At 71.6% G+C, this 23,829-nt stretch carries 20 protein-coding genes; 5 read left to right on the top strand and 15 right to left on the bottom strand.

Annotated features, from left to right (window positions below; all coding sequences use genetic code 11):
* Positions 1-43 precede the first annotated feature (43 nt).
* Positions 44-2,503, bottom strand: a complete 2,460-nt coding sequence (locus tag ACGF3C_RS23690) for a DNA translocase FtsK 4TM domain-containing protein (RefSeq protein WP_393225240.1) — start codon at positions 2,501-2,503, stop codon at positions 44-46.
* 113 nt (positions 2,504-2,616) lie between these two features.
* On the opposite strand from ACGF3C_RS23690, the gene ACGF3C_RS23685 reads away from it, so the two are divergent.
* Together ACGF3C_RS23685 and ACGF3C_RS23680 are read left to right on the top strand one after the other, a co-directional pair.
* Positions 2,617-3,096, top strand: a complete 480-nt coding sequence (locus ACGF3C_RS23685; RefSeq protein ID WP_393225237.1) for a YbjN domain-containing protein — start codon at positions 2,617-2,619, stop codon at positions 3,094-3,096.
* A gap of 86 nt (positions 3,097-3,182) precedes the next feature.
* Complete coding sequence (locus ACGF3C_RS23680) at positions 3,183-4,742, top strand: YbjN domain-containing protein (protein ID WP_393225751.1); 1,560 nt, start codon at positions 3,183-3,185, stop codon at positions 4,740-4,742.
* A 63-nt stretch (positions 4,743-4,805) separates the two neighbouring features.
* Here the strand turns inward: ACGF3C_RS23680 and ACGF3C_RS23675 are convergent, their stop codons facing one another.
* The 6 genes from ACGF3C_RS23675 to ACGF3C_RS23650 form a co-directional block, all read right to left on the bottom strand.
* Positions 4,806-6,494, bottom strand: a complete 1,689-nt coding sequence (locus tag ACGF3C_RS23675; protein WP_196921613.1) for a ribonuclease J — start codon at positions 6,492-6,494, stop codon at positions 4,806-4,808.
* 52 nt (positions 6,495-6,546) lie between these two features.
* Positions 6,547-7,473 (bottom strand): 4-hydroxy-tetrahydrodipicolinate synthase, encoded by a 927-nt coding sequence (gene dapA / locus ACGF3C_RS23670; protein WP_357232090.1) that lies wholly within the window; start codon positions 7,471-7,473, stop codon positions 6,547-6,549.
* 47 nt (positions 7,474-7,520) lie between these two features.
* Complete coding sequence (gene thyX / locus ACGF3C_RS23665; RefSeq protein ID WP_124816891.1) at positions 7,521-8,261, bottom strand: FAD-dependent thymidylate synthase; 741 nt, start codon at positions 8,259-8,261, stop codon at positions 7,521-7,523.
* An 872-nt stretch (positions 8,262-9,133) separates the two neighbouring features.
* Positions 9,134-9,619 (bottom strand): hypothetical protein, encoded by a 486-nt coding sequence (locus ACGF3C_RS23660; protein WP_393225234.1) that lies wholly within the window; start codon positions 9,617-9,619, stop codon positions 9,134-9,136.
* Complete coding sequence (locus tag ACGF3C_RS23655) at positions 9,556-10,269, bottom strand: DUF2752 domain-containing protein (RefSeq protein ID WP_393225231.1); 714 nt, start codon at positions 10,267-10,269, stop codon at positions 9,556-9,558. The genes ACGF3C_RS23660 and ACGF3C_RS23655 overlap by 64 nt, the downstream gene beginning before the upstream one ends.
* The gene (locus tag ACGF3C_RS23650; RefSeq protein WP_357232244.1) at positions 10,259-11,488 is read right to left on the bottom strand and encodes a DNA glycosylase AlkZ-like family protein; all 1,230 of its coding nucleotides are present in this window, start codon (positions 11,486-11,488) and stop codon (positions 10,259-10,261) included. The genes ACGF3C_RS23655 and ACGF3C_RS23650 overlap by 11 nt, the downstream gene beginning before the upstream one ends.
* A gap of 79 nt (positions 11,489-11,567) precedes the next feature.
* Between ACGF3C_RS23650 and ACGF3C_RS23645 the strand changes: the two genes are divergently transcribed.
* Positions 11,568-12,119: a GNAT family N-acetyltransferase gene (locus ACGF3C_RS23645; RefSeq protein WP_357232241.1), complete on the top strand. Its 552-nt coding sequence runs from the start codon at positions 11,568-11,570 to the stop codon at positions 12,117-12,119.
* On the opposite strand, the gene ACGF3C_RS23640 is transcribed toward ACGF3C_RS23645, so the two are convergent.
* Complete coding sequence (locus ACGF3C_RS23640) at positions 12,018-13,292, bottom strand: glycosyltransferase 87 family protein (RefSeq protein ID WP_357232238.1); 1,275 nt, start codon at positions 13,290-13,292, stop codon at positions 12,018-12,020. The genes ACGF3C_RS23645 and ACGF3C_RS23640 overlap by 102 nt on opposite strands.
* A gap of 35 nt (positions 13,293-13,327) precedes the next feature.
* On the opposite strand from ACGF3C_RS23640, the gene ACGF3C_RS23635 reads away from it, so the two are divergent.
* Positions 13,328-13,903 carry a GNAT family N-acetyltransferase gene (locus ACGF3C_RS23635; protein WP_357195250.1) on the top strand — a complete coding sequence of 192 codons (576 nt, stop codon included), beginning with the start codon at positions 13,328-13,330 and terminating at the stop codon, positions 13,901-13,903.
* Positions 13,904-13,947: 44 nt separating this feature from the next.
* On the opposite strand, the gene ACGF3C_RS23630 is transcribed toward ACGF3C_RS23635, so the two are convergent.
* From ACGF3C_RS23630 to ACGF3C_RS23615, 4 genes are all read right to left on the bottom strand, one after another.
* Positions 13,948-14,835 carry a carbohydrate ABC transporter permease gene (locus tag ACGF3C_RS23630; RefSeq protein ID WP_357232235.1) on the bottom strand — a complete coding sequence of 296 codons (888 nt, stop codon included), beginning with the start codon at positions 14,833-14,835 and terminating at the stop codon, positions 13,948-13,950.
* A gap of 1 nt (position 14,836) precedes the next feature.
* Positions 14,837-15,958: a carbohydrate ABC transporter permease gene (locus ACGF3C_RS23625; protein WP_393225225.1), complete on the bottom strand. Its 1,122-nt coding sequence runs from the start codon at positions 15,956-15,958 to the stop codon at positions 14,837-14,839.
* A 77-nt stretch (positions 15,959-16,035) separates the two neighbouring features.
* Positions 16,036-17,286 (bottom strand): extracellular solute-binding protein, encoded by a 1,251-nt coding sequence (locus ACGF3C_RS23620; RefSeq protein ID WP_357235571.1) that lies wholly within the window; start codon positions 17,284-17,286, stop codon positions 16,036-16,038.
* A 26-nt stretch (positions 17,287-17,312) separates the two neighbouring features.
* Positions 17,313-18,302 (bottom strand): LacI family DNA-binding transcriptional regulator, encoded by a 990-nt coding sequence (locus tag ACGF3C_RS23615; protein WP_393225222.1) that lies wholly within the window; start codon positions 18,300-18,302, stop codon positions 17,313-17,315.
* Between the two features lie 145 nt (positions 18,303-18,447).
* Between ACGF3C_RS23615 and ACGF3C_RS23610 the strand changes: the two genes are divergently transcribed.
* Positions 18,448-20,559, top strand: coding sequence for a glycogen debranching N-terminal domain-containing protein (locus ACGF3C_RS23610; protein ID WP_393225219.1), 2,112 nt, complete (start codon positions 18,448-18,450; stop codon positions 20,557-20,559).
* Positions 20,560-20,824: 265 nt separating this feature from the next.
* Here ACGF3C_RS23610 and ACGF3C_RS23605 read toward each other — a convergent pair whose 3' ends face one another.
* From ACGF3C_RS23605 to ACGF3C_RS23595, 3 genes are all read right to left on the bottom strand, one after another.
* Complete coding sequence (locus ACGF3C_RS23605; protein WP_357225754.1) at positions 20,825-21,295, bottom strand: GNAT family N-acetyltransferase; 471 nt, start codon at positions 21,293-21,295, stop codon at positions 20,825-20,827.
* 110 nt (positions 21,296-21,405) lie between these two features.
* Positions 21,406-22,173 (bottom strand): 4-hydroxy-tetrahydrodipicolinate reductase, encoded by a 768-nt coding sequence (gene dapB / locus ACGF3C_RS23600; RefSeq protein WP_393225216.1) that lies wholly within the window; start codon positions 22,171-22,173, stop codon positions 21,406-21,408.
* 185 nt (positions 22,174-22,358) lie between these two features.
* Positions 22,359-23,783: a M16 family metallopeptidase gene (locus tag ACGF3C_RS23595; RefSeq protein ID WP_393225213.1), complete on the bottom strand. Its 1,425-nt coding sequence runs from the start codon at positions 23,781-23,783 to the stop codon at positions 22,359-22,361.
* Between the last annotated feature and the right edge of the window lie 46 nt (positions 23,784-23,829).

Below are 23,829 nucleotides of genomic sequence, written 5' to 3'. Positions count from 1 at the left end.
CGGAATCCGGCGGGCCCGTCGTGCGTCCACCGTCGACAGTCGGTCAGTCCACGTCGCCGCGCAGGCCGGTCAGGACCTCGTCCAGCTCGTCCGGCTTGACCAGCACGTCGCGCGCCTTCGACCCCTCGGACGGCCCGACCACCCCCCGGGTCTCCATCAGGTCCATCAGGCGGCCCGCCTTGGCGAAACCGACCCTCAGCTTGCGTTGCAGCATCGAGGTCGAGCCGAACTGCGAGGTGACCACCAGCTCCACCGCCTGCACCAACAGGTCCAGGTCGTCGCCGATGTCCTCGTCGATCTTCTTCTTGCTCTCCTGCGCCGGGGCCAGCACGTCCTTGCGGAACTCCGGCTCACGCTGGTCCTTGCAGAACTTCACCACGTCGGCGATCTCGCGCTCGGTGACCCAGGCGCCCTGGATCCGGACCGGCTTGGAGGCCCCCATCGGCAGGAAGAGCCCGTCACCTCGGCCGAGCAACTTCTCCGCGCCCGGCTGGTCGAGGATGACCCGAGAGTCCGCGAGGGAGGAGGTGGCGAACGCCAGCCGGGACGGCACGTTCGCCTTGATCAGACCGGTCACCACGTCGACCGAGGGGCGCTGGGTGGCCAGCACCAGGTGAATGCCGGCGGCCCGGGCCAGCTGGGTGATCCGGACGACGGAGTCCTCCACGTCGCGCGGCGCGACCATCATCAGGTCCGCCAGCTCGTCCACGATCACCAACAGGTACGGATACGGACGCATCTCGCGTTCGCTGCCCGGCGGGGCCTTGATCTCGCCGTTGCGGACCTTACGGTTGAAGTCGTCGATGTGCCGGACCCCGTTGGCGGCGAGGTCGTCGTAGCGCATGTCCATCTCGCGGACCACCCAGTCCAGCGAGTCGGCCGCCTTCTTCGCGTTGGTCACGATCGGAGTGACCAGGTGCGGGATGCCCTCGTAACCGGTCATCTCAACCCGCTTCGGGTCGATCAGCAGCAGCCGCACCTCATCCGGGGTGGCCCGGGTGAGGATGGACACCAGCAGGGTGTTGAGACAGCTCGACTTGCCCGCGCCAGTGGCTCCGGCGATCAGGATGTGCGGCATCTTGGCGAGGTTGGCCACCACGTAGCCGCCCTCGATGTCCTTGCCGAGCGCCACGACCATCGGGTGGTGATCGCTGGTCGCCGCGCGCGAACGCAGCACGTCGCCGAGGGCCACGTTCTCCGGGTCGGTGTTCGGGATCTCCACGCCGACGGCGCTCTTGCCCGGGATCGGACTGAGGATCCGTACGTCAGGCGACTTCACCGCGTACGCGATGTTGCGGGACAGCTGGGTGATCCGCTCGACCTTGACGCCGTGCCCCAGCTCCACCTCGTATCGCGTGACGGTCGGGCCACGGGTGAAGCCGGTGACGGCGGCGTCCACGTCGAACTGGTCGAACACGCCGGTCAACGCGGCGATCACCTCGTCGTTGGCCTTGCTGCGGGTCTTCGCTGCGGCCCCGGCACTGAGCATGTTGGCCGGCGGCAGGGTGTAGTCCCCGGAGAGCCCGGTCAACGCCAACTGCTCGGCCCGGGTCGGGGCGGGCGAGTGCTCCGGCGGCTCGACCGACGGCTTGCGGCTCGCCGGCACCTTCGCCGGAGACTTGCGCGGCAGCACCATGGTTTCCTGGAGGTCCGCGCCGTCCAGGTCCTCGAAGTCGTCCGGGTCCAGTGGTGCGGGCATCCGCTTCGCCGGTCGCTTACGCGCCGGCTTGGCGGCCACCTCGTCCGCCTCCTCATCCGCCTCCGGTGCGCCGACCAGCCCACCGGCGAGCAGGCCCAGCCGCTCCGGGATCTTGTTGATCGGCGTCGCGGTCACCACCAGCAGGCCGAAGAGCAGCAGCAGGACGAGCAGCGGCACCGCCACCCAGGCGGTGACCGCCCGCTCCAGCAGCCCACCGACGCCCGCGCCGACCAGACCGCCGGCGAAGTCACGCTCCAGCGGGTCGACCGGATCCTGACCGATCTGGAGCAACGCGGCGGTCGACACCAGCAGCGAACCCCAGCCGATCAACCCACGGCCGCGGTGCTCCGGATCGGCCGGCTGACGCATCAGCCGCCACGCACCGATCATCAGCAGCACCGGTACGACAACCGAGATCGCGCCCAGGAACAGCCGGATCGTGTCGGCCAGTCGCGCGCCGACCGGCCCCGCTCCGGACAACCAGAGCGCAACGGCACTGAGCAGGGCGAGCCCGAACAGGAGCAGCCCGGCACCGTCCCGGCGGTGCTCCGGGTCGAGGTCGCGGGCCGACGCAGCCTGCCGGCCAGCGGCACGCACCGCCCAGCCCATCCCGTGCGCCAGCCCCATCCACAGTGCACCCACCGCACGGCCGACGTAGACCGCCGGGCCGGGCCGGGGCGGCGTGGTGCGACGTCGGACCGGTGCCCGGGTGGTCTTCTTCGCCGGTTGACGGGCACGACTGTTGGTGCCACCGCGCGGCGACGCGCCGCGCCGCCGGCTCGCCTGAGAGGTACGGCCCGCCATAGAGTCACGGTAACGGTGGGGGCGGGCAGATCCCCGCTTTTCCGGGTCGTGTCCGCGCGTCGCAACACGAACCCCACCGCCGGTCGTGATATCCGCCTCAGAAGGGATGCCCCATGGCGTCGCCGGAAATCGAAGGCGATCCGGACGATCCACTGGCCGGGCACCCCGACTTGCTGCGTCCGCTGACCAGTGAACTGGTCGCCGCGGTGCTCGCTGCCCGGGGCCGGTCCGTCGGTCCGACCCCGGACGGCGACCTCGTCGGCCATTTCGACGACAACCTGATCTGGTTCCTCCGCGTCGGCGGGGACGGTGAGCTGCTCCAGATCCGCACCATGGTCGATCCGACCTTCGGCATCGAACGGGTGCCCGACCTGTACGCGTTCTGCAACTCCTGGAACCACGACCGGCTCTGGCCGAAAGCGTTCGTCCACGTCGCCGACGACGGTCGGGCCCGGGTGTACGGCGAGGTGATCACCGATCTGGAACGCGGCGTGACCCCGCACCAGCTCGACCAGCTGCTCGACTGTGGCATCTCCACCGGCTGCCAGCTCGCCGTGGCGGTTCGTCGACTGCCCGGAGCGGTGCCGTCGTGACCGGCCGGGACGAGTTCACCGGCAGCCGCGCCGGCACGCCACCCACCGGTGCCGGTGAGCGGCTCGCGCGGGGCCGCGTACCGGCGCTGGAGGCCGCGCTCGCCGAGGCTCGGGACCTTCCCGACAGCCCGGCCCGGCAGGTGGCCCTGGAACGGCTCGCCGAGCGCGCCGACGCGGCCGGCGACGTCCGGTCCGGGATGGACGCGCGGTTCGCGTTGATCGAGGCGTACCTGCTGCACGGGGAGCGGTGGCGTCTGGTCGAGCCGGTCCGGCGCTGCCGGGCCGCCGCCGACCACCGGCCCGACGTGCTCACCGAGACGGAGACCGGGCTGCTGCTGCGTTACCAGCGGTACGCGGTGGAGGCGCTGCTCGGCACTCCCCGGGTCGGGCTGGACCAGACCCGGTCCCTGCTGCACGACCTGGCCCACCGCGTCGGCACGGATGGTCCGGACACACCAACCGTCGCGGAGCTGCACTGCCGGATCGCCGATCATCTGGGCGACGAGCCCACCGCCCGGCACTGGTACGAGCGATGGTCCGGTAAACGGCCGGGCCCGGCCGGCGGCTGCCCGGGCTGCGCCTCGGCCAGGCGTGCCGAGCTGCTGGCCGGCTGGGGCGAGTGGAATGCCGCGGTCACCGAGCTCGGGAAAACCGACGGCGACCCGCAGGCCTGCACCGACCAGCCCGAGCGGGATCTGGTCGCCGGTCTGCTGCCGGCACTGCGCACCGGTGGGCCGGAACGGGCGGCGGCAGCGCACGTGCGGGCGTACCGCCGGCACCGGCGGGAGCGCGCGGCGTTCCCGCACCTCGCCGCACACCTCCGATTCTGCGCGCTGGCCGGGCACCTGGAGCGCGGGCTGGCCATCCTGGCCGAGCAGCTGCCCCGGTTGGACCGGCCGACCGACGATCTCGCCGCCATGGAGTTCGCCGCCGCCGGGGCACTGCTCTGCGGGCTGGCGGCCGACGCAGGGCTGGGCGGGCGGACGATGCCCCGGCCCGCGTACGGCGAGCGGACGGCCACCGAGTTGGACGTCGCCACGCTCGGGGCGCTGCTGCTCGGGGTGGCGAACGAGTTGGCCGGCAGCTTCGACGCGCGCAACGGCACGGGGCACCACTCCGGACGGATGGCCGCCTGGCTGGCCGAGCGCCCGCTCGCGGCGCCGGTCCCGCTGCCCACCGACGACGAAGCTGACGAGCCCGACGACGACCGGTCCGACGTCGAGGCCGAGCTGGGCGAACGCGAATTGTCGGCACTCTCCCTCGGCATGATCACCGGGATCCTGGACGGGCGCGGCGACCGGTACCTGGTGGACGAGGGCGAGACGGTGGTCGGCCACTGGGAGGGGACGGTGATCCAGTTCCGGCGGGCCGGTGAACGCGGCGAGGTGCTGCACGCCCGAGCCATGGCCAACCGCCGGTTGCCGGCCGCCCGCCGCGCCGAGGCGTACGCCTTCTGCAACGCGTGGAACCACGACCGGCTGCTGCCCAAGGCGTACGCGCACGATCTCGGCGACGAATTGGTGCTGGCCGGCGACGTGGCCACCGACCTGGCGCACGGGGTAGCCCCGGCGCAGCTACGGGTCCTCATGGACGCCGCCATCGCCACCGGCATCGCGTACGCCGAGGCCGTCGCCGCGCTGCCCTGATCTCCCGGGAACGGCTGACGCCGGCCCACCCCGTTCAGGTGGACCGGCGTCAGCGGGAGTCGCTCAGACCTCGACGACGGTGGGCACGATCATCGGCCGACGACGGTACTTGTCGTTGACCCACCGCCCCACGGTCCGCCGGACGATCTGCTGAAGCTGGTGCGGGTCGGTGATGCCGTCCGCCGCGGCCCGGTTGAGCGCCTCGGTGACCAGCGGCACCACCGGGTTGAACGCCTCCGGGTCCTCGGAGAAGCCCTTCGCGGAGAGCGTCGGGCCGGCGACCACCTTGCCGGTGACCGAGTCGACGACCACCGTGGTGGCGATGAACCCGCCGTCACCGAGGATCCGCCGTTCGGTGAGCAGCGACTCGCTGACGTCACCGACGGCGAGGCCGTCCACGTAGACGTACCGGCTCTTCACGTGCCCGACCAGGCTGGCGCGGCCCTCGACCAGGTCGACCACGTCGCCGTCCTCGCAGAGCACCACCCGGTCGGCGGCAACCCCGGACTCGATGCCGAGCCGGGCGTGGGCGCGCAGGTGACGCCACTCGCCGTGCACGGGCATCAGGTTGCTGGGCCGGACCACGTTGAGCAGATAGAGCAGTTCCCCGGCGGGGGCGTGCCCGGAGACGTGCACCTTGGCCACGTCCTTGTGCACGACCACCGCGCCGGCCCGCGCGAGCCGGTTGATCACCCGGTAGACCGAGGTCTCGTTGCCGGGCACCAGTGAGGAGGCCAGCACGACCGTGTCACCGGGTGCGATGGTGATGTGCCGGTGGTCGCCGCTGGCCATCCGGCCCAGCGCGCTCATCGGCTCACCCTGGGAACCTGTCGACATCAGCACGATCTCGTCCGGCGGCAGCGTGGTCGCCTCGTCGATGCTGATGACCAGGCCGGCCGGGATGTTGAGCAGGCCGAGGTCCCGGGCGATGCCCATGTTGCGGACCATGGACCGGCCGATCAGCGCGACCTTGCGGCCGTGCTCGGCGGCGGAGTCGAAGACCTGCTGCACGCGGTGCACGTGCGAGGCGAACGACGCCACGATGATCCGGCCCTTGGCCTTCGCGAAGATCGAGTCGAGCACCGGGCCGATCTCCCGCTCCGGCGTCACGAAACCGGGGATCTCCGCGTTGGTGGAGTCGGACAGCAGCAGGTCGACGCCTTCGGCGCCGAGCCGGGCGAAACCGGCCAGGTCGGTGATCCGGCCGTCCAGCGGCAACTGGTCCATCTTGAAGTCGCCGGTGTGCAGCACCAGACCGGCGGGGGTGCGGATGGCCACCGCGAGGGCGTCCGGGATCGAGTGGTTGACAGCGAAGAACTCACACTCGAACGGGCCGAGCCGCTCGCGGCCGCCCTCCCGCACGGTCAGCGTGTACGGCTGGATCCGCCGCTCGGCCAACTTCGCCTCGACCAGGGCGAGGGTGAACTGTGAGCCGACCAGCGGGATGTCGGGCTTGTGGGCGAGCAGGTACGGCACCGCGCCGATGTGGTCTTCGTGACCGTGCGTCAGCACGATCGCCTGGACGTCGGCCAGCCGGTCCAGGATCGGACCGAAGTCGGGCAGGATCAGATCCACACCCGGCTGCTCGACGTCGGGGAACAGCACGCCGCAGTCGACGATCAGCAACTTGCCGTCGTACTCGAAGACGGTCATGTTCCGACCGATGGCGCCGAGCCCGCCGAGCGGGATGATCCGCAGGCCACCTTCCGGCAGCGGCGGGGGTAGCTCCGCCTCGATGTGCGCCTCGGTCACGCGTCCACCTCATTCTGCGACGCCGTTACTCGACGTCCATCGTGTCGTTCGTTCATTCGGGCAGCTCCAGGCCCGCTGCCGCGAAGTCCGCGCGCAGCTGGGCAATCTCGTCGTCGGTGGCGTCCACCAGCGGGGGTCGCACCGGGCCGGCCGGCAGGCCCTGCGCTGCCAGGCCTGCCTTCACCAGGATCGCGCCCTGGGTGCGGAAGATGCCGGTGAACAGCGGCAGCAGCCGCCGGTGCAGCGCCAGCGCGGTCGGCATGTCCCCCGCGTCGTACGCATCGATCAGTTGTGCGGTCAGCGCCCCGGTGAAGTGCGTGGAGGTGCCGACCACGCCCACCGAACCGACGGCCAGCGCCGGCAGGGTGAGAGCGTCCTCGCCGCTGTAGAAGGCGAGGGCGGTCCGGCTGGTCACCCAGCTGGTTTCGGTCAGGTCGCCCTTGGCGTCCTTGACCGCGACGATCCGGCCGTGCTCGCCGAGCCGCACCAGCGTCTCGGTCTCGATCGGCACACCGGAACGGTGCGGGATGTCGTACAGCATCACCGGCAGGCCGGTGGCGTCGGCGACGGCCGTGAAGTGCCGGACCAACCCCGCCTGCGGCGGCTTGTTGTAGTACGGGGTGACCACCAGCAGGCCATGCGCACCCGCCTTCTCGGCGGCTGCGGCCAGCTCGATGGTGTGCCGCGTGTCGTTGGTGCCAACGCCCGCGACCACCTTGGCCCGGTCACCGACAGCCTCCACCACGGCCCGGATCAGCTGCTCCTTCTCCGCTTCCGTGGTGGTCGGCGACTCGCCGGTGGTGCCGTTGACCACCAGCGCGTCGTTGCCCTGCTCGTCGACCAGGTGGCTCGCAAGCCGGGCGACGCCGTCGAGATCGAGGGAACCGTCGGGGGTGAACGGGGTCACCATGGCTGTGATCAGCCGGCCGAAGGGGCGGGACGCCGGTCGGGCCGCGGCATCGAGGTGGTCGTGCGTCATACCCTCCAACCTAGCGGACGACCAGCCGGGGCCCGCCGGGGAAGGGCTCAGGACGCCTCGTGCGGGCTGGCCGCCACCTCGGTGCCGTCCGGCAGCGTGGAGATCACGAAGTCGGCGAACACGTTGGGGGCGACACCCTGCAGCTGGCGCAGGCACTCGACGGCCAGCTCACGGATCTCCACGTCGGCGTGCTCGGTGGCCCGCATCGCGATGAAGTGCCGCCAGGCCCGGTAGTTGCCGGAGACCACGATCCGGGTCTCGGTGGCGTTGGGCAGCACCGCGCGGGCCGCCTGCCGGGCCTGCTTGCGGCGCAGCGTCGGGTTAGGTTCGTCGGAGAAGCGCTGCTCCAGGCCCTCCAACAACTCGGTGTACGCCCGAACACTCGCCTCGGCGGCCTCCACGAACTTCTTGTGCAGCTCCGGGTCGTCGGCGATGACGGCCGGCTCAACCATTGCCGCGTCCCGCTCCGGGACGTAGCGCTGCGACAACTGGGAGTACGAGAAGTGCCGGTGCCGAATCAACTCGTGGGTGAAGGAGCGGGACACCCCGGTGAAGTAGAAGGTGACCGACCCGTGCTCCAGCACACTCAGGTGCCCAACCTCGAGGATGTGCGCCAGGTAGCCGGCATTGGTGGCGGTCGCCGGGTTCGGCTTCTTCCACGACTGGTAGCAGGCCCGACCGGCGAACTCGGCGAGCGCCTGGCCGCCCTCCGCGTCGGTCGACCACGGCACGTCGTCCGGGGCCGCGAATTGGGTCCACGCGATCAACTTGACCTGGGGCTGCACCATGTCCGGCATTCCTGGGACTTTAGTGGTGGGGTGCCGCCCGACCCAACTCAGGCGCGCCCCGTGCAATGTCGATCACTCAGAGAGCGGCGCACCACCGACGTCCCCGACTCTTGGGCCGGGCCGGGCCGGGACCACGGGGCCGGGCCGGGCCGGGACCACGGGGCCGGGCCGGGCCGGGACCACGGGGCCGGGGGCGGGCCGGGACCACGGGGCCGGGGGCGGGGGCGGGAGCCAGGGCCGAGCCGGGAGCCAGGGCCGAGCCGGGAGCCAGGGCCGGGAGCCGGGAGCCAGGGCCGGGAGCCGGGAGCCAGGGCCGGGAGCCGGGAGCGGGGGCGGGAGCCGGGGGCGGGAGCCGGGAGCGGGGGGCGGGAGCCGGGGGCGGGGGCGGGGGGCGGGAGCCGGGGGCGGGGCAGGGGCAGGGGCAGGCGCAGGGGCAGGGCATCGTCGTCGAGGCCCTGGCGAACAGTTTCGTCGGCGTCCTTTGGAGCTGAATCGTTGGCGACATCAGCCCCGGCGGATGGATGGGCCGCCCAAGCCGACAACCGAGACCGGGCGCCGCGCTCAGACGCACAAGCGACCCGAACAAGTTGAGCAGTTCGGCAGCGGCTTCCGCTCGCAAGATCGCGCAACATCCTGGATGTAGTGGCATCTGTCACGCCCGACCCCACTACATCCAGGATCGAGCGCGATCTTGGGGCGAGGCGCATCGGCTGCCGTGCGCCGCAACGCGGGTATGCGGGTGCCGACTAGGGTGATCGACTCGGGTTCCCGGAAGTCGGGGCATCCGGGTCAGGTGGATGGCCCGATTTCCTGAATGCCGAGTCGATCATGGGTGTTCGGCGCAGGAGGAGACCCGTGATGTCGTAAACGAGTCAACTCCAAAGGACGTCCGGACAATGCATGCCGGCCGAGCCCGCATCCGCCCGCCGGCCGCATCCGGGCACCGGCCCGTCGGGCGACGGCCCATCGGGCGGCGGCAGGTCGGGCGGCGGCAGGTCGGGCGGCGGCAGGTCGGGCGGCGGCAGGTCGGGCGGCGGCAGGTCGGGCGACGGCAGGTCGGGCCCCGGCGCGTCAGACGGCAGCCCCGCAGGCAGCAACGCGGCCGGTAGCAGCCCGGCCGGCAGCAGCGCGGCGAGCAGTACGGCCGGCAGCAACGCGGTCCGTAGCAGTACGGCCGGCAGCAACGCGGTTGGTAGCGGTGCGGCCGGTGGCAGCCCGCCGGGCAGCGGCAGCGGCAGCCGCAGCGGACGCCCGTGCAGGGAGGCCAGCCGCAGCCCGGCCGGTAGCAGCGCGGTCAGACGTAGAGCGAGGTGAACGGCGCCCAGGGCAGGTTGCGGAGCACCGAGAAGGCCAGCCACGCGGCCAGGAAGCCGCCGATGACCTTCGAGCTGATCCGCAGCTCGGGTAGGCGCCAACCGAACGCCTGGTTTCCCGCCCAGGCCACGAAGAGGTACGCGAGGAACGGCAGCGCGAAGACGAACAGGAAGTGGTGCCGGGCGGCGGCCGGCAGGTCGCCGTGCAGCACGTACCAGAGTGCTCGGGTGCCACCACAGCCCGGGCAGTCCAGCCCGGTGGTCAACTTGAGCAGGCAGGTGGGCGCGGCATCCGGGTCGGCGTAGGTCGGGTTGCTGAGCAGCGCGTAGCTCATGCCGATCGCGACGCAGCCGACCGCGGCCAGCGGCACTGCCCAGCGCGGGGAGCGTTCGTAGAGCCGCAACACGAATCGGGTGAGCCGGTCCGGCTCAGGCGCCGGGTAGCCACCTGGCGGGGTGGTCGGCCAACCCTCCGGACCCGAGCCGCCGGGACCAAAGCCGACGGGACCAAAGCCGACGGGACCGAAGCCGCCGGGACCAGAGCCGCCGGGACCAGAGCCAGCGGGACCAGAGCCAGCGGAATCGAAGCCGCCGGGACCCGTGCCACCGTCGGTCGGCGCCGTGTGGACCGCGCCGGGGGCTGGGTGCGGCTGGTCGACCGGTCCGGGAGCGCTCGTCACGCGCTCACGGTACACCGGACACGCCGGCCAACGCGGCGCTGAGCGGACCAGCCAGATCACCGGCCGCTGGCGGGGCCACGGCATCCAGGCCGAGCCAGCCAGCCAGGCGGTACAGCTCTGCGGCGAGCGCGACGGCGGTCTCCCCTGGGTCGGCGCCGGGTTCGAGCCAGGCGGCCGGCACGAGCAGCACCCCGGCCTTCCGATCGGCCTTCAGGTCGACCCGGGCGGTGAACCGGTCGCCCTGCAGGAACGGCAACACGTAGTAGCCGTAGACCCGCTGTGGCGCCGGAACGTAGATCTCGATCCGGTAGGTGAAGTCGAACAGCCGCTCGGTGCGGGCGCGTTCCCAGATCAGCGGATCGAAGGGGCTGACGAGTGTGTTGCCCCGCACCCAGCGCGGCAACCGGGCGGACGCGTGCAGCCAAGCTGGCTGTCGCCAGCCCGCCACGGTGACCGGCACCAGCTCACCGGCCTCGGCCAGTTCGGCGACGGCCTGCCGGGCGCCGGCCAGCGGCAACCGGAAGTAGTCGCGCAGCTCCGGCTCGGCGGCGACCCCGAGGGACCGCGCGGCCAGCGAAACCAGCGTCCGGTACGCCTCGGCGTCGGTCGGGGTGGGCGCGGCCAGCACCGCCGCTGGCAGCACCCGCTCGGGCAGGTCGTAGCGGCGGGCGAAGGAGGTGCTGCGCTCGGCGGCGGTCACCTCGCCGGCCCAGAACAGGAACTCCAACGCGCGCTTGACCGCCGACCAGTTCCACCCCCAGTTGCCGGTCTCGCGGGGGGCGTCGTGCTCGATCTCCGCGGCGGTCAGCGGCCCTCGGGCGGCCACCTCGTCCCGGACCCAGGCGACCAGCTCCGGCTGCTCCTGGGCGATCCGCCGCATGCCGCCCCAGGATTCGCTGTGCGCCCGGGCCATTCGCCAGCGCAGCATCGGGTGCAGCTCCACCGGGACCAGCGACGCCTCATGCCCCCAGTATTCGAACAGGTCACGCGGGCGTCGGTAGGCGGCCTGGTCGAGCAACGTGGTCGGATAGGGCCCGAGCCGGCTGTAGAGCGGCAGGTAGTGCGCGCGTTGCAGCACGTTGACCGAGTCCATCTGGATCAGCCCGACCCGGCCCAGCACGCGACGCAGGTGCCGGCGGGTGGGCGTGCCCGTCGGCGCCGGGTCGGCGAAGCCCTGGGCGGCGAGCGCCACACGGCGGGCCTGGGCGAGAGAGAGTGATTCCGGCGCGGTCATCGTCGGCGACCTTAATTCATCGGTACGACGTCGGTGCGGGAAGCTGGACGTGACGACCAACGGGGCATAGAACGGTGCAATGCTGACCATCCGTCGGGAGGAGCCGGACGACGCCGAGGCGGTCGCCCGGGTACACGTGCACGGCTGGCAGGCGGGCTACGCCGGATTCATGCCGGACGAGGTGCTCGGGCGGCTCAACGTGGTGGCCTGGGCGCAGCGTCGTCGCGACGTCGGCACCGCCGACCCGGAACACCCGTTCATCACCCTGCTCGGCGAGGTGGACGGGTCGGTGGTGGGCTTCACCACCTTCGGTCCGTACCGCCGCAACCAGGACCGGGACGACCTGGACCCGACGGTCGGCGAGGTGGTGGCGCTCTACGTGGAGCCGGCCCACTGGGGTGACGGGACCGCGGCGGCGTTGCTGGACGCCGCCCGGTTCGGGCTCACCGAGCGGGGCTGGGCCGACTACCGGGCGTGGGTGTTGGCGGACAACCGGCGGGCCCGGCGGTTCTGCGAACGCGCCGGCCTGTCACCGGACGGTGAGCGGTCGACCTACCAGGTGCCGCTGGCCGGTGGGGGCCCGCCGGTCGGGTTGGTCGAGCTGCGGTACGCCGGACGCCTCGACGGTTGACCCGTTCGGGGTCAGCCACCGGCGGATCGGCAGGAAGGCCAACAGCGCCAGACTGATCCACACGTAGGCGTTGCTGCCCAGGAAGCCGTCGACGCCGGTGAAGTCCTTTTCCCAAACCCAGACGGTCCGGCTGATCAGCAGCGCGTACCCGATGGTCGTGGCGACCAGCAGGACCCGCCGTCGGCGGCCGGCCGGCGCGGCCATCGCGTTGTCGACGAGCAGGATCAACGCGGGCAGCAGCCAGACCAGGTGGTGCACCCAGGTGACCGGGCTGACCAGGCACATCACCGCGCCGGTGAGCGCCAGGCCGGTCGCCTCGTCGCCGGCCGCGACGGCGGCCCGGGACCGCCAGGCCCAGAGCGCCAGGGTGCCGAGCACCAGCAGCAGCCACAGCAGTGTGCTCGGGTGTTCCGGGTCGAGCCGGGCGACCACCCCGCGCAGCGACTGGTTGGAGACGAAGGCCAACTCGCCCACCCGTCCGGTGTTCCACAGGGCCTCGGTCCAGAACTCCCGGGACGCGTCCGGGAAGAGCGCGGCAGCCAGCAACGACACCCCGGCGGCGGTGCCGCTGGCGGTGAGCGCCGCCCGCCACCGCCCGGTCACCAGCAGGTAGACGATGAACACGCCGGGGGTCAGTTTGATCGCCGTGGCGAGGCCGATGCCCACCCCGGTCCACCGGTTGCCGGCCGGCATCAGCCGCAGCAGGTCCATCGCCACCAGGAAGAGCAGCAGCGTGTTGACCTGGCCGAAGTTGACGGTCTCCCGCATCGGTTCGAACGCGGCGGCCAGGCACAGCGCCACGGCGAGGGCGAACCACCGGGTCCACCCGGCGCGGCGGGCGATCGGGTCGACGAGCCACCAGATCAGCACAGTGGTGGTGGCCACGCTGGCGAGGACGCTCACCACGATCGCGGCCGTCCACGGCAGGTACGCCATCGGCAGCATGACCAGGGCGGCGAACGGCGGGTAGGTGAAGCCGTACTGGGTGTTCGGCTTGAGGTAGTCGTAGATCTCCCCGCCGTCGTGCACCCACCACGTCAACGCGCCGTAGTAGACCTTCAGGTCGAAGAAGCCGTGCCGCACGGCAGCGACGGCGAGGAACCCGGTGACCGCCGCGGCGAGCACCACCACCCCGACGACCTGCGCGGTCGTCCTGTTGGCACCCTGCGCCACCGTCGTCTCCCCCGCCCTGCGTAGGCTTCCGTCCCATGGCTCTCGGGTACGTCCGCCCGGCGCGTCCCGAGGACGCCGGCGAGATCGCACGCATCCAGCTCGCGACCTGGCGGGTCGCGTACCGCCGGATCCTCCCTCGGCATGTGCTCGACAACCTGGACGAGGCGTTCCTCGCCCGGCGGTGGAGCGCCGCCGTGCTGGAGCCGCCCTCGGGCGCGCACCGGGTGCTGGTCGCCGTCGAACAGGCCGAGCAATCGTATCTGGTGGGGTTCGCCGCCTCCGGCCCGGCCGACGGCGAGGCTCTCGCCCCCGGTGAGCCGGCCGACGCGCTCGGCCCGGATGTGGCCGCGGTGACCGACCTGCTGGTGGAGCCGCGGTGGGGTCGGCGTGGGCACGGTAGTCGGCTGCTCGCCGCCGCCGTCGACCTGTGGCGGGAGGACGGCATGAGTCGGGCGGTGGCCTGGGCGTTCGACGGTGACGAGGCGACCCGGAAGTTCCTCACCAGCACCGGCTGGGAGCCCGACGGCGCGGCCCGGGCGCTTGACGTCGACGACATGCTGGTGCCTCAGGTGCGCCTGCACGTGGCCGTTCCGGCCGACAAGGTCGAGTGACCGAAGCGGCGGCCCCACGGTCGGGGCCGCCGCACCGAACCGGGTCAGCCCTTGTCGGAGCCGTCGTTGGCGTCGCGGACGAAGTACCGCTGGAACACCACGAAGATGATCGCCACCGGGATGGTGGCCAGTAACGCGGCGCCGAGCTTGAGCGGGTACTGGGTGCCCTTGCCGAGGGACCCGCTGACCAGGTCGGCCAGTCCGCGCGGCAGGGTGAACAGGTCCGGGTCCTGCACCGACACCAGGCTGTGTGGGAACTCGTTCCAGGATCCCTGGAACGACAGGATGGTCAGGGTGATCAGCGCCGGTTTCGCCATCGGCAGCACCACCGACCAGAAGGTACGGAAGATGCTCGCCCCGTCGATCCGGGCGGCCTCCTCGACACTCACCGGGATCGACTCGAAGAACTGTTTCATAATGAACACGCCCGCCGCGTCGGCCAGCAGCGGCACCACCAGACCGGCGTAGCTGTTGTAGAGGCCGAGCTGGTTGAGCACCAGGAACTTCGGGATGAGCAGCACCACCCCGGGCACCGCCATCACCGCGATGACTGCGGCGAACAGCCCGCCGCGGCCCCGGAACCGCAGCCGGGCCAGCGCGTACCCGGCGAGCGAGTCGAAGAACACCCGGCCGAGGGTGACCAGCACCGTCACCAGCAGCGAGTTGCCCAGCCACAGCGGGAAGTTGGTGCCGGCGAAGATCCGTTCGAAGCCGGCCAGTGTGAGCGGGTCCGGGAACGGTGACAGCGGGTTCGCCGCCGCGTCGGGCTCGGTCTTGAGCGAGTTGCCGAGCTGGATGACGAACGGGTAGAGGAACACCAGCCCGAAGAAGACGAGTGTGGCGTACCCCAGGAAGCGGGTGGCGAGGGTGCGGGCCGCGCGCTGCTGACGCCGCGCGGGCGCCGCCGCCGGGCGGTCGGTGAGCACTGCCATCTCAGGACCTCTCCGGTACGCGTCGACGCCGCCAGCCGCGTCGCGGCCGGTCGGTGTCCCGCTCGGCCAGCGCCCGGCGCTGGATCAGGGTGAGCACGATGATGATCAGGAACAGGACGAACGAGATCGCCGCGCCGGAGCCGTAGTCGAAGTCCCGGAAGGCGGTCCGGTACGACAGGTACGCCGGGGTGAGCGTGGTCTTGGCCGGGTCGCCCTGGCTCATCACGTACACCTGGTCGAAGACCTGCCAGGAGCCGATCATGCCCAGGGTGAGCACCAGGAAGGTGGTGGGTCTGATCATCGGCAGGGTGACGTACCGGAAGCGCTGCCACCGGGACGCGCCGTCGAGGGTGCTGGCCTCGTCAAGCGTCACCGGCACGTTCTGCAGCCCGGCGAGGAACATCAGCATGAAGGTGCCGGAGGTGGTCCAGATGACCAACGTGATGATCGACATCATCGCCACGCTCGGGCCGGCCAACCAGTCCCACCAGCTCAGCCCGAACGGGCCGCCGTCGGTCAGTGCCGCCGGTGGCGAGTCCACGCCGACCGCGCCGAACAGCAGGTGCAGCACGCCCCGGGAGTCGGCGAACCACTCCGGGCCGTCGATGCCGAAGAAGCCGAGCAGCGCGTTCACCGCGCCGGAGTTGGCGAAGAGGAACAGGAACACCACGCTGATCGCGACCGAGCTGGTGACCGAGGGGAAGTAGAAGGCGCTGCGGAAGAAGCTCTTGCCCTTGAGCATCCGGTTGTTGACGACCAACGCCAGTCCGAGCGCGAGCACCGTCTGCGCCGGCACCACGATCGCCACGTAGTAGATGTTGTTGCGGATGCTCGTCATGAAGTCGCGGCGGGCCAGCCCGTCCTCGGTGAACAACTGGGTGTAGTTGTGGCCGCCGACGAACGGGACGTCGCCGGTGAACGGGCTGCCCTGGCCGTTCCAGTCGGTGAGGCTGACCCAGAGCGCCATCAGGATCGGCAGCAGCAGGAACAGCCCCAGGATGACGATCACCGGCGCGACGAAGAGCCAGCCGGCGAGGTTCTCGTTGCTGCGGATGCCGCCCCTGCGCCGGCGGGGGCTCGACCCGGGCGCGGTCGCCGCGGCGGTCAGTGTCTCGGTTGCCATCTTCCCTCCCTCCCTTCCTCTCTCCGGCCGACGTGCGGCGGGGGCCCCGGTGTTCACCCGGGGCCCCCGCCGTCACCTCAGCTGCCGCCGAGTGCCGCCTTGGCGTTCTTGTCGAAGTTCTGCAGGATGGTCTTCGGGTCGCCGTTGGCCAGCCCCTGCAGACCGGTGTCGAGGTCCTTGAGGACGCTGTCCATCTTCGGGGCGTTCACCGGGCCCTGGGCGTACGCGGCGCCGTCGATGAACACCTTGTCGGCCGGGAACGCCGCGGTGTACTGGTCGCCCGCCGACTGGCGGGACGGCATGACACCGAACGCCTTGGCGAAGGTCATCTGCTGCTCGCCGCTCGTCATCGCCTCGACGAACTTGATCGCCTGGTCCTTGTACTTGCTCTTCGCGGCGATGCCCCAGCACTGGGTGAAGGAGAGCGTGCCCTGCCCCTTGGGGCCGGCCGGCAGCGCCACGACCTTGTACTTCACGTTCGGGAAGTCGTTCTGCAGAGCACCCTTGATCCAGTTGCCCTCGATGGTCATCACGGCCTTGCCCTTGCCGAACGCCTCACCGGACCAGCCGGCGTCGAGCTGCTTCGGGTACTTGGCCAGCCCGGTGCTGAGCATGGTCTTGACGTACTGGAGGGCGGCCAGGTTTTCCGGGGTGTCGGCGGTGGGCTGCTTGCCGTCCTTGCTGGTCAGCCAGCCACCGTTCTGCACCATGAAGGCGCCGATCCGGTCCCGGGTGTCACCGATGGCGAGCGGGACCTGCCCCTTCGCCTTGATCTTCTGGGCGACCGCGGTGAGCTGGTCCCAGGTCGTCGGCACGTCGGCGTCGGCCAGCCCGGCCCGGGTCCACAGGTCGGTGTTGATCTGGAGGGCCAGGGTCGAGAAGTCCTTGGGCGCGCAGTAGAGCTTGCCGTCGTACGTGAAGGCGGTGCGCAGGCTCTCGTAGAAGTCGCCCGGGTTGCTGACCTTGTCGCCGTACGGCTCGAGGGCGCCGACGCTCGCGTAGTTGGCGAACTGGGCCGCGTCCACGTAGAAGACGTCCGGCGGGGTGCCGCCGGCGAGAGCCTGACCGAGCTGCTGGGTGAGGTCCTGCGCCGGGGTGACAGTCGCGGTGTTGCCGGAGCTGCCGGCCCACTTCGCGGCGGCGTCCTGCACCGCCTTGGTCTCGGCCTCGCCGGACGAGCCGATCAGGATCTGCAGGCTGGCCGGCCCGCTGGACTGGGCGGTGTCGCCGGAGGAGTCGTCGAAGCCGCTGCCGCAGGCGGCGGAGCCGAGGAGGGCGACGGCGGCGAGGCCGGCCACCGCTGCCCGGGTGATTGTTCGGGGTGCCATGGTTTCTCCTGATGGGGGGTGTGGGACTACGCGGTGTGCCGCAGCGCCAGCGAGGGCTGGAGCAGCACGGGGGTAGGGGTCTCGTGGTCGCCGTCGAGGACCCCGGTGAGCAGGTCCACGCAGCGGGCGGCGGCGTCGCCGAGCGGTTGGCTGACGCTCGTCAGCCCGACCGCGGCGGCCACCGGCGTGTCGTCGAAGCCGATCACCGACACCTGCGGGTCGACGCCGCGGATCGCCTGGAGGACACCGAGGGCGAGTGAGTCGCTGGCGCAGACCACGGCGCTCGGCGCCACGGCGACGAGCAGGTCACGCATCAGCCGCTCCCCCTCGGCGATGCCGTCCTCGGTCTCCCGGTGCAGCCCGGTCGGGTCGACGCCGGCTGCGCGCAGCGCGTCGCTCCAGCCGGCCCTCCGGTCGTCGCCGACGCCGGAGCCGTCGGGCCAGCCGATGAAGGCGATCCGCCGGTGGCCGGCGTCCAGCAGGCGCCGGGTGGCCTGGGCGGTGCCGGCGGCGCCGTCCACGTCCACCCAGGGGTGCGCGTCGAGCGCGTCCCACGGGCGGCCGAAGGTCACGAACGGTACGTCCCGGTCGGCGAGCCATTCGGTACGCGGGTCGCCGTACTTGGTGCCCACCAGCACGAACGCGTCCAACTCGTAGGTGCCGAGCAGGTCACCGTAGGTGGCGATCTCCCGTTCGTCGTCGGTGGCGGTGTAGAGCAGCACCCGGTAGCCGGCGGCGTCGGCGGTCTCGGTGAGGCCGTGCAGGAAGCGGTCGAGCACGGAGCCGTTGATGCCGTCGCGGGTCGGGTCGATGCGGGCGGCGATGAGGCGGGACCGGCCGGTGCGCATCTGTCGGGCGGCCTGGTTGGCCCGGTAGCCGAGCGCGTTGATCGCGTCCTGGACCCGCTGACGGGTCTCCTGCCGCACGATGTGCGGGCTGTTGAGGACGTTGGACACGGTCTGCCGGCTGACTCGGGCGTGCCGGGCCACCGTCGCGATGGTCACCTTTTCGGCCACTTAATCCCTCTCGCCAACTTGAACGATCCAATTTGGATAAGGCAGGATTGGATCGTTCAAGTTTCTGGAATGTTTCGCACTTTGCACCGCCAGGGGCGCGTTGTCAAGATGGCCGCCCCGCACCCCGAGGATCTGGAGCCACACCGTGATCGAACGCCAGCTGCAACCCCTCCTGCACGAGTTGGTAGGGGTGGTCTTCGCCCCGACCAGCGCGCTGGGGGACGCGACCGGGCAGATCCGCCCGACCGGCGTCCAGGGCGTCTTCCACGCCGACGCCCGGGTGCTCTCCCGCGCCGAGTTGCGGGTCGACGAACGGGAACTCGAGGGGCTGACCCGCGGCGACGACGGCCCACACGGTGCACGCTTCGTCGGCCTGGCCCGCTGGCTCGGCGACCCCACCCCCGACCCGACGGTCCGCGTCGACCGCCTGCGCCGGGCCACCCGCAACGGCCTCACCGAGGAGCTGCGGATCGTCTCCACCGCCACTGTCGACGTCAACGCCACCGTCACCGTCGACCTCGGCTGCGACCTGGCACCCATCGAGGCCGTCAAGTCCGGTGGCGCCGCCGCCGCGCTGGAGGCCAAGACCGGCCAGCCGGGCGTGCTCACCTGGTCGGGAGCGGGAATCACAGTCACCGTCACCGCTTCCGACGCGGACGTGCTGGCCGACGCCGATCGTGCGACCGCGCCACGGCTGGCGTGGCCGGTTCACCTGGCTCCCGGCGGCGAGACCGTGCTGCGCTGGCAGTTGACCGTCGAGGACCCGCGCGCCGTCGTCGTCGGCCCAGCCGGCGAGCCGGAGTGGTCCCGACCCGAGGTGACCGCCGACGACCGACGCCTCGTCCGACTGCTGGACCGCAGCCTCGACGATCTGCGTGGCCTCCGACTGGCCGAGACCGGCGCCCCCGGGGACGTGTTCCTCGCCGCCGGCGTGCCCTGGTTCCTCACCCTGTTCGGCCGGGACAGCCTCTGGGCCGCCCGGATGATGCTGCCGCTCGGCACCGACCTGGCCGCCGGCACCCTGCGCGTACTGGCCCGCCGGCAGGGCACCCGGTTCGACCCGGCAACCGGCGAGGCCCCCGGCAAGATCCTGCACGAGCTGCGCCGACACGAGTTCACGGTGCCCGGCAACGGCCTGCGCCTTCCGCCGGCGTACTACGGCACCGTCGACGCCACGATGCTCTGGGTCAACCTGCTGCACGACGCGTGGCGCTGGGGCATGCCCGCCGAGCAGGTCGAGCCCCTGCTGCCGCACCTGGAGGCGGCTCTGCGCTGGCTCGGCGAGCACGCCGACCCGGACGGCGACGGCCTGGTCGAGTACGTCGACACCACCGGGCACGGGCTGTCCAACCAGGGTTGGAAGGACTCCGGTGACGCCGTCCGATTCCGCGACGGCACCCTGGCCACCGCGCCGATCGTGCTGGCCGAGGTGCAGGGTTACGCGCACGAGGCGGCCGTGAACGGAGCCGCCCTCCTGGACGCCTTCGGCCGACCGGACGCCGACCGCTGGCGCGAGCACGCCGCCGCGCTTGTCGGCCGGTTCCGCAGGAGCTTCTGGGTCGACGGCCGCCACGGCCCGCAGCCCGCGCTCGCCCTCGACCGCGACAAGCGCCCGGTCGACTCGCTGACCAGCAACATCGGCCACCTGCTCGGCACCGGCCTGCTCGACCGGGACGAGGAAGCCCAGGTCGCGCACCTGCTCACCACGGACACCATGGCCGCCGGGTTCGGGCTGCGGACCATGTCCAGCGACGACGCCGGCTTCAGCCCACTGTCGTACCACTGTGGCTCGATCTGGACCCACGACACAGCGATCGTGCTCGGTGGGCTGGCCCGCGCCGGGCACCGGGAGGCTGCGCTCGGCCTGACCGAGGGGCTGCTCAGCGCGGCCGAGGCGTTCGACTACCGGATGCCGGAGCTGTACGGCGGTGACGACCGCTCACTGGTTAACCGGCCGGTGCCGTACCCGGCCGCGTGCCGACCGCAGGCGTGGGCCGCTACGGGTGCGGTGCTGCTGCTCCAGGCCGCCGCGGGGCTCTACCCGGACGTGCCGGGCGGCACGGTCCGACTGGCACCCCTGGCGGGAGCAGAGTTGGGCGCCGTAGCGGTCGACGGCCTCCGCGTGGCCAACACCCCGGTGCACGTGTCTGTCGACCGCACCGGCGAAGCCACTGTCACCAACCTCCCCACCCCACTAACCCCAACCCCAACCCTCCCCACCCAACGCCGCCCAAATTCCCCAACCCACACCGCCTAACCCGTCCCTGCCCAGGCCGGCGCCCCGACCCCACCCCGCCCGGCCCCGCCCCACCCCTCGCCGGTCGATCATGAGTTGTGGTGAGCGACAGTTCCCTGTACGCCCCATGTTGTGAGGCACCACAACTCCATGATCGACGCCGGCCTAGGCCCGCCGCCCCGGCGATCTTGCAGTTTCGGTTGCCGTTAGGGGTGGGATGTTCTCTATGTCGCGACAGGAAGTGCTAGATCGCGGAGGGCAGGGGGGTCTCGGCATCGCCGGGGGGTCAGGGGGTTCGTTCGGCGATCAGCTCTTCGTCGTCGACAGCGCCTGTCGGGTGGAAGCCCAGGGACTCGTAGAGGGCGGCAGCCTGGGTGTTGTCGGGGTGGTACGACAGGCGGACCGGGGGGTTGCCCTCTCGGGCCGCCAGCCAGGGAGCCAGCGTCTGCACGGTGGCCCTGCCGACGCCCTGGCCCTGCTCGGCGGCGTCGATCAGCATCCCGCCGATCCAGTGTGAGCCGTCGTCGTCCACGCCCCACATGACGTGACCGACGACGGTCTCGTCGGCGTACACCGCGAGCGAGTTCCACACCTCGGAGCGGGTGCTCAGCAGCAGATAGCGCGCGCCCAGCGCGGCCACGAAGCGGCGCTGGTCGTCACGTGGGGCGACGTCGGCCACCGCACGCCAGTTGTCGTCGTCTACCGGCCGCAGCGTCACTCGCCGCCCGCGCCGGTCCAGGTGTCCACCATCAATCATCGGCGGATGCTACCCGGTCCGCGTGCGCAGATCTTGGACAGTTTCCGTCAGCGCGCGACGGTAACTGTCCAGGATCTGCGCCAGCAACGAGGGAGCGGGAAAGTCTGAGCTCAGTCGAGCAGGGCGTCCAGGCCGACGGTGAGGCCGGGGCGGTTGCGCACCGCGCGGACGGCCAGCAGCACGCCCGGCATGAACGACACCCGGTCGTACGAGTCGTGCCGGATGGTCAGCGTCTCGCCGGTACCGCCGAACAGCACCTCCTGGTGGGCCACCAGGCCGGTGGCGCGCACCGCGTGGACGCGTACCCCGTCGATCTCGGCGCCGCGCGCACCCGGCACCTCGTCCTTTGTGGCGTCCGGGACCGGGCCGAGGCCGGCCTCGGCGCGGGCCTGGGCGATCTGCCGGGCGGTGTGGGTGGCGGTGCCACTCGGGGCGTCCAGCTTGCGCGGGTGATGCTGCTCGATGATCTCGACGGACTCGAAGTGTCGGGCTGCCCGCGCGGCGAACTGCATCATCAGCACCGCGCCGATACCGAAGTTCGGGGCGATGACCACGCCCACCTCGGGCCTGTCGGCCAGCCAGCCGCGCACCTGCTCCAGCCGCTGCTCGGTGAAGCCGGTCGTGCCGACCACCGCGCTGATGCCCTGCTCGATGCACCACTGGAGGTTGTCCATGACGACGTCCGGCGTGGTGAAGTCGACGACCACCTCGGCGGTGGAGACGGCGGAACGGTCGTCACCCTGGTCGATCGACGCCACCAGGGCGAGGTCGTCGGCGGCGTCGACCGCCTTACAGACCTCGATGCCCATCCGGCCACGGGCTCCGAACACGCCGACCCGCACCAGCCCGGCGGGGGCCTTCTCCTGCTCGTCAGTCACGGGGCACAACCTATCCCAATCGGGACGGACCCTTCCGGCCGGATCCGGGGCATCCACCCGCCGGGATGCCACGCCCGAAAGGGCCGCACCGCGCTGCCGCAGAAGGACTCGGGCCACGCTGGGGACGAAAGAATTCGGCCCGCCCTGAGGACGGGAGGACTCAGACCGCGCAACGGCGGAAGGACTCAGACCGCGAAGTCGCCCGCACCGAAGGGGCCCACCACGGCCAACGACATCGGCCGGTTGAGCAACTCGGCGGCGAGCACGTTCACGTCCTCCACGGTGACCTCGTCGACCCGGCGGAGCAGCTCGTCGACAGGCATCAGGTCGCCGTAGAGCAGCTCACCCTTGGCCAGACGGCTCATCCGGGAACCGGTGTCCTCCAGGCCGAGCACGAACGAGCCCTTGCTCATCCCCTTGCCCCGGGCCACCTCGGCCTCGGTCAAGCCGTCGGCGGCCACCCGGGCCAACTCGGCGCGGGTCAGGGCCAGCACCTCGTCCACCTTGCCCGGCGCGCATCCGGCGTAGACGGCGAACAGGCCGGTGTCGGCGTACTGGCTGGCGTAGGAGTACACCGAGTACGCGAGGCCACGCTGCTCGCGGATCTCCTGGAACAGGCGGCTGGACATGCCGCCGCCGAGCACGTTGTTGAGCACCCCGAGGGCGAACCGCCGATCGTCGAGCCGGTCGATGCCGGGGCAGCCGAGGATGACGTGTGCCTGCTCGGTCTCCTTCGGCTCCACCAGTGTGGTCGCCGGCTTGGTGCGTACCGCCGGGGTCGCCGCGCGGTGCGGCGCCGGGCTGGCCGGGTCGCTGTCCAGCGGGGTTCCGCGCACGGCCTGACGGACCAGCTTGACCACGGCGGCGTGGTCGAGGTTGCCGGCGGCGGCGATGACGATCTCCGGCGCGGTGTAGCGACCCCGGTAGAAGGTCTGGATCTGCCGCCGGGTCATCGGGGTGACGGTCTCCGCGGTGCCGGAGATCAGCCGGCCCAGCGGATGATCGCCGTAGACGGCCTGGACGAAGAGGTCGTGCACCTCGTCACCCGGCTCGTCGTCGTGCATGGCGATCTCCTCCAGGATCACGCCACGCTCGGTCTCGACGTCGGCCGGCTCCAACAGCGAGTCCGCGACCAGGTCGCACATCACGTCGATCGCCAGCGGCAGGTCCTCGTCCAGCACCCGGGCGTAGTAGCAGGTGTATTCCTTCGTGGTGAAGGCGTTGGTCTCGCCACCCACCGCCTCGATCTGCGAGGAGATCTCCAGTGCGGTCCGCTTGTGGGTGCCCTTGAAGAGCAGGTGCTCGAGGAAGTGCGCGGCACCGGCCTGCGGGCCGGTCTCGTCACGCGAGCCGACCGCCACCCAGACGCCGAACGAGACGCTGCGCATCGCCGGAATCGCCTCGGTGAGGACGCGCAGGCCGCTGGGCAGCACGGTACGTCGTACCGTGCCGCCCAGCGGGTCGTCGCTGAGCGTCCGGGTCACCGCGCGGGCGGTGCCGCCGGAGCGGCCCGCCCCGGTGTCCCGAACTCGACTCGCTTGGCTGGCCCGCCAGCCGGGGGCCACCCCCCGTCGATCCGGTGGAAACGGCGCGCTGATGGCCCGACTCACGACTTGCTCCCGGTTCGACGAGGGGTGGGTGATGCGTTGTGCGACG

This window comes from Micromonospora sp. NPDC047762 (assembly GCF_043204655.1).
Classification (GTDB): domain Bacteria; phylum Actinomycetota; class Actinomycetes; order Mycobacteriales; family Micromonosporaceae; genus Micromonospora.
Note: the sequence above shows the minus strand (reverse complement) of the source record. Positions and strands in the feature narration are given on the sequence as shown.

Excerpts from the sequence above, each read along its gene's own strand:
- ACGF3C_RS23605 (WP_357225754.1), bottom strand. The coding sequence starts at position 21,295 with ATGATTGATGGTGGACACCTGGACCGGCGCGGGCGGCGAGTGACGCTG.
- ACGF3C_RS23690 (WP_393225240.1), bottom strand. The coding sequence starts at position 2,503 with ATGGCGGGCCGTACCTCTCAGGCGAGCCGGCGGCGCGGCGCGTCGCCG.
- ACGF3C_RS23625 (WP_393225225.1), bottom strand. The coding sequence starts at position 15,958 with ATGGCAACCGAGACACTGACCGCCGCGGCGACCGCGCCCGGGTCGAGC.
- ACGF3C_RS23685 (WP_393225237.1), top strand. The coding sequence starts at position 2,617 with ATGGCGTCGCCGGAAATCGAAGGCGATCCGGACGATCCACTGGCCGGG.
- ACGF3C_RS23620 (WP_357235571.1), bottom strand. The coding sequence starts at position 17,286 with ATGGCACCCCGAACAATCACCCGGGCAGCGGTGGCCGGCCTCGCCGCC.
- dapA (WP_357232090.1), bottom strand. The coding sequence starts at position 7,473 with ATGACGCACGACCACCTCGATGCCGCGGCCCGACCGGCGTCCCGCCCC.
- ACGF3C_RS23630 (WP_357232235.1), bottom strand. The coding sequence starts at position 14,835 with ATGGCAGTGCTCACCGACCGCCCGGCGGCGGCGCCCGCGCGGCGTCAG.
- thyX (WP_124816891.1), bottom strand. The coding sequence starts at position 8,261 with ATGGTGCAGCCCCAGGTCAAGTTGATCGCGTGGACCCAATTCGCGGCC.
- ACGF3C_RS23645 (WP_357232241.1), top strand. The coding sequence starts at position 11,568 with ATGCTGACCATCCGTCGGGAGGAGCCGGACGACGCCGAGGCGGTCGCC.
- ACGF3C_RS23650 (WP_357232244.1), bottom strand. The coding sequence starts at position 11,488 with ATGACCGCGCCGGAATCACTCTCTCTCGCCCAGGCCCGCCGTGTGGCG.
- ACGF3C_RS23635 (WP_357195250.1), top strand. The coding sequence starts at position 13,328 with ATGGCTCTCGGGTACGTCCGCCCGGCGCGTCCCGAGGACGCCGGCGAG.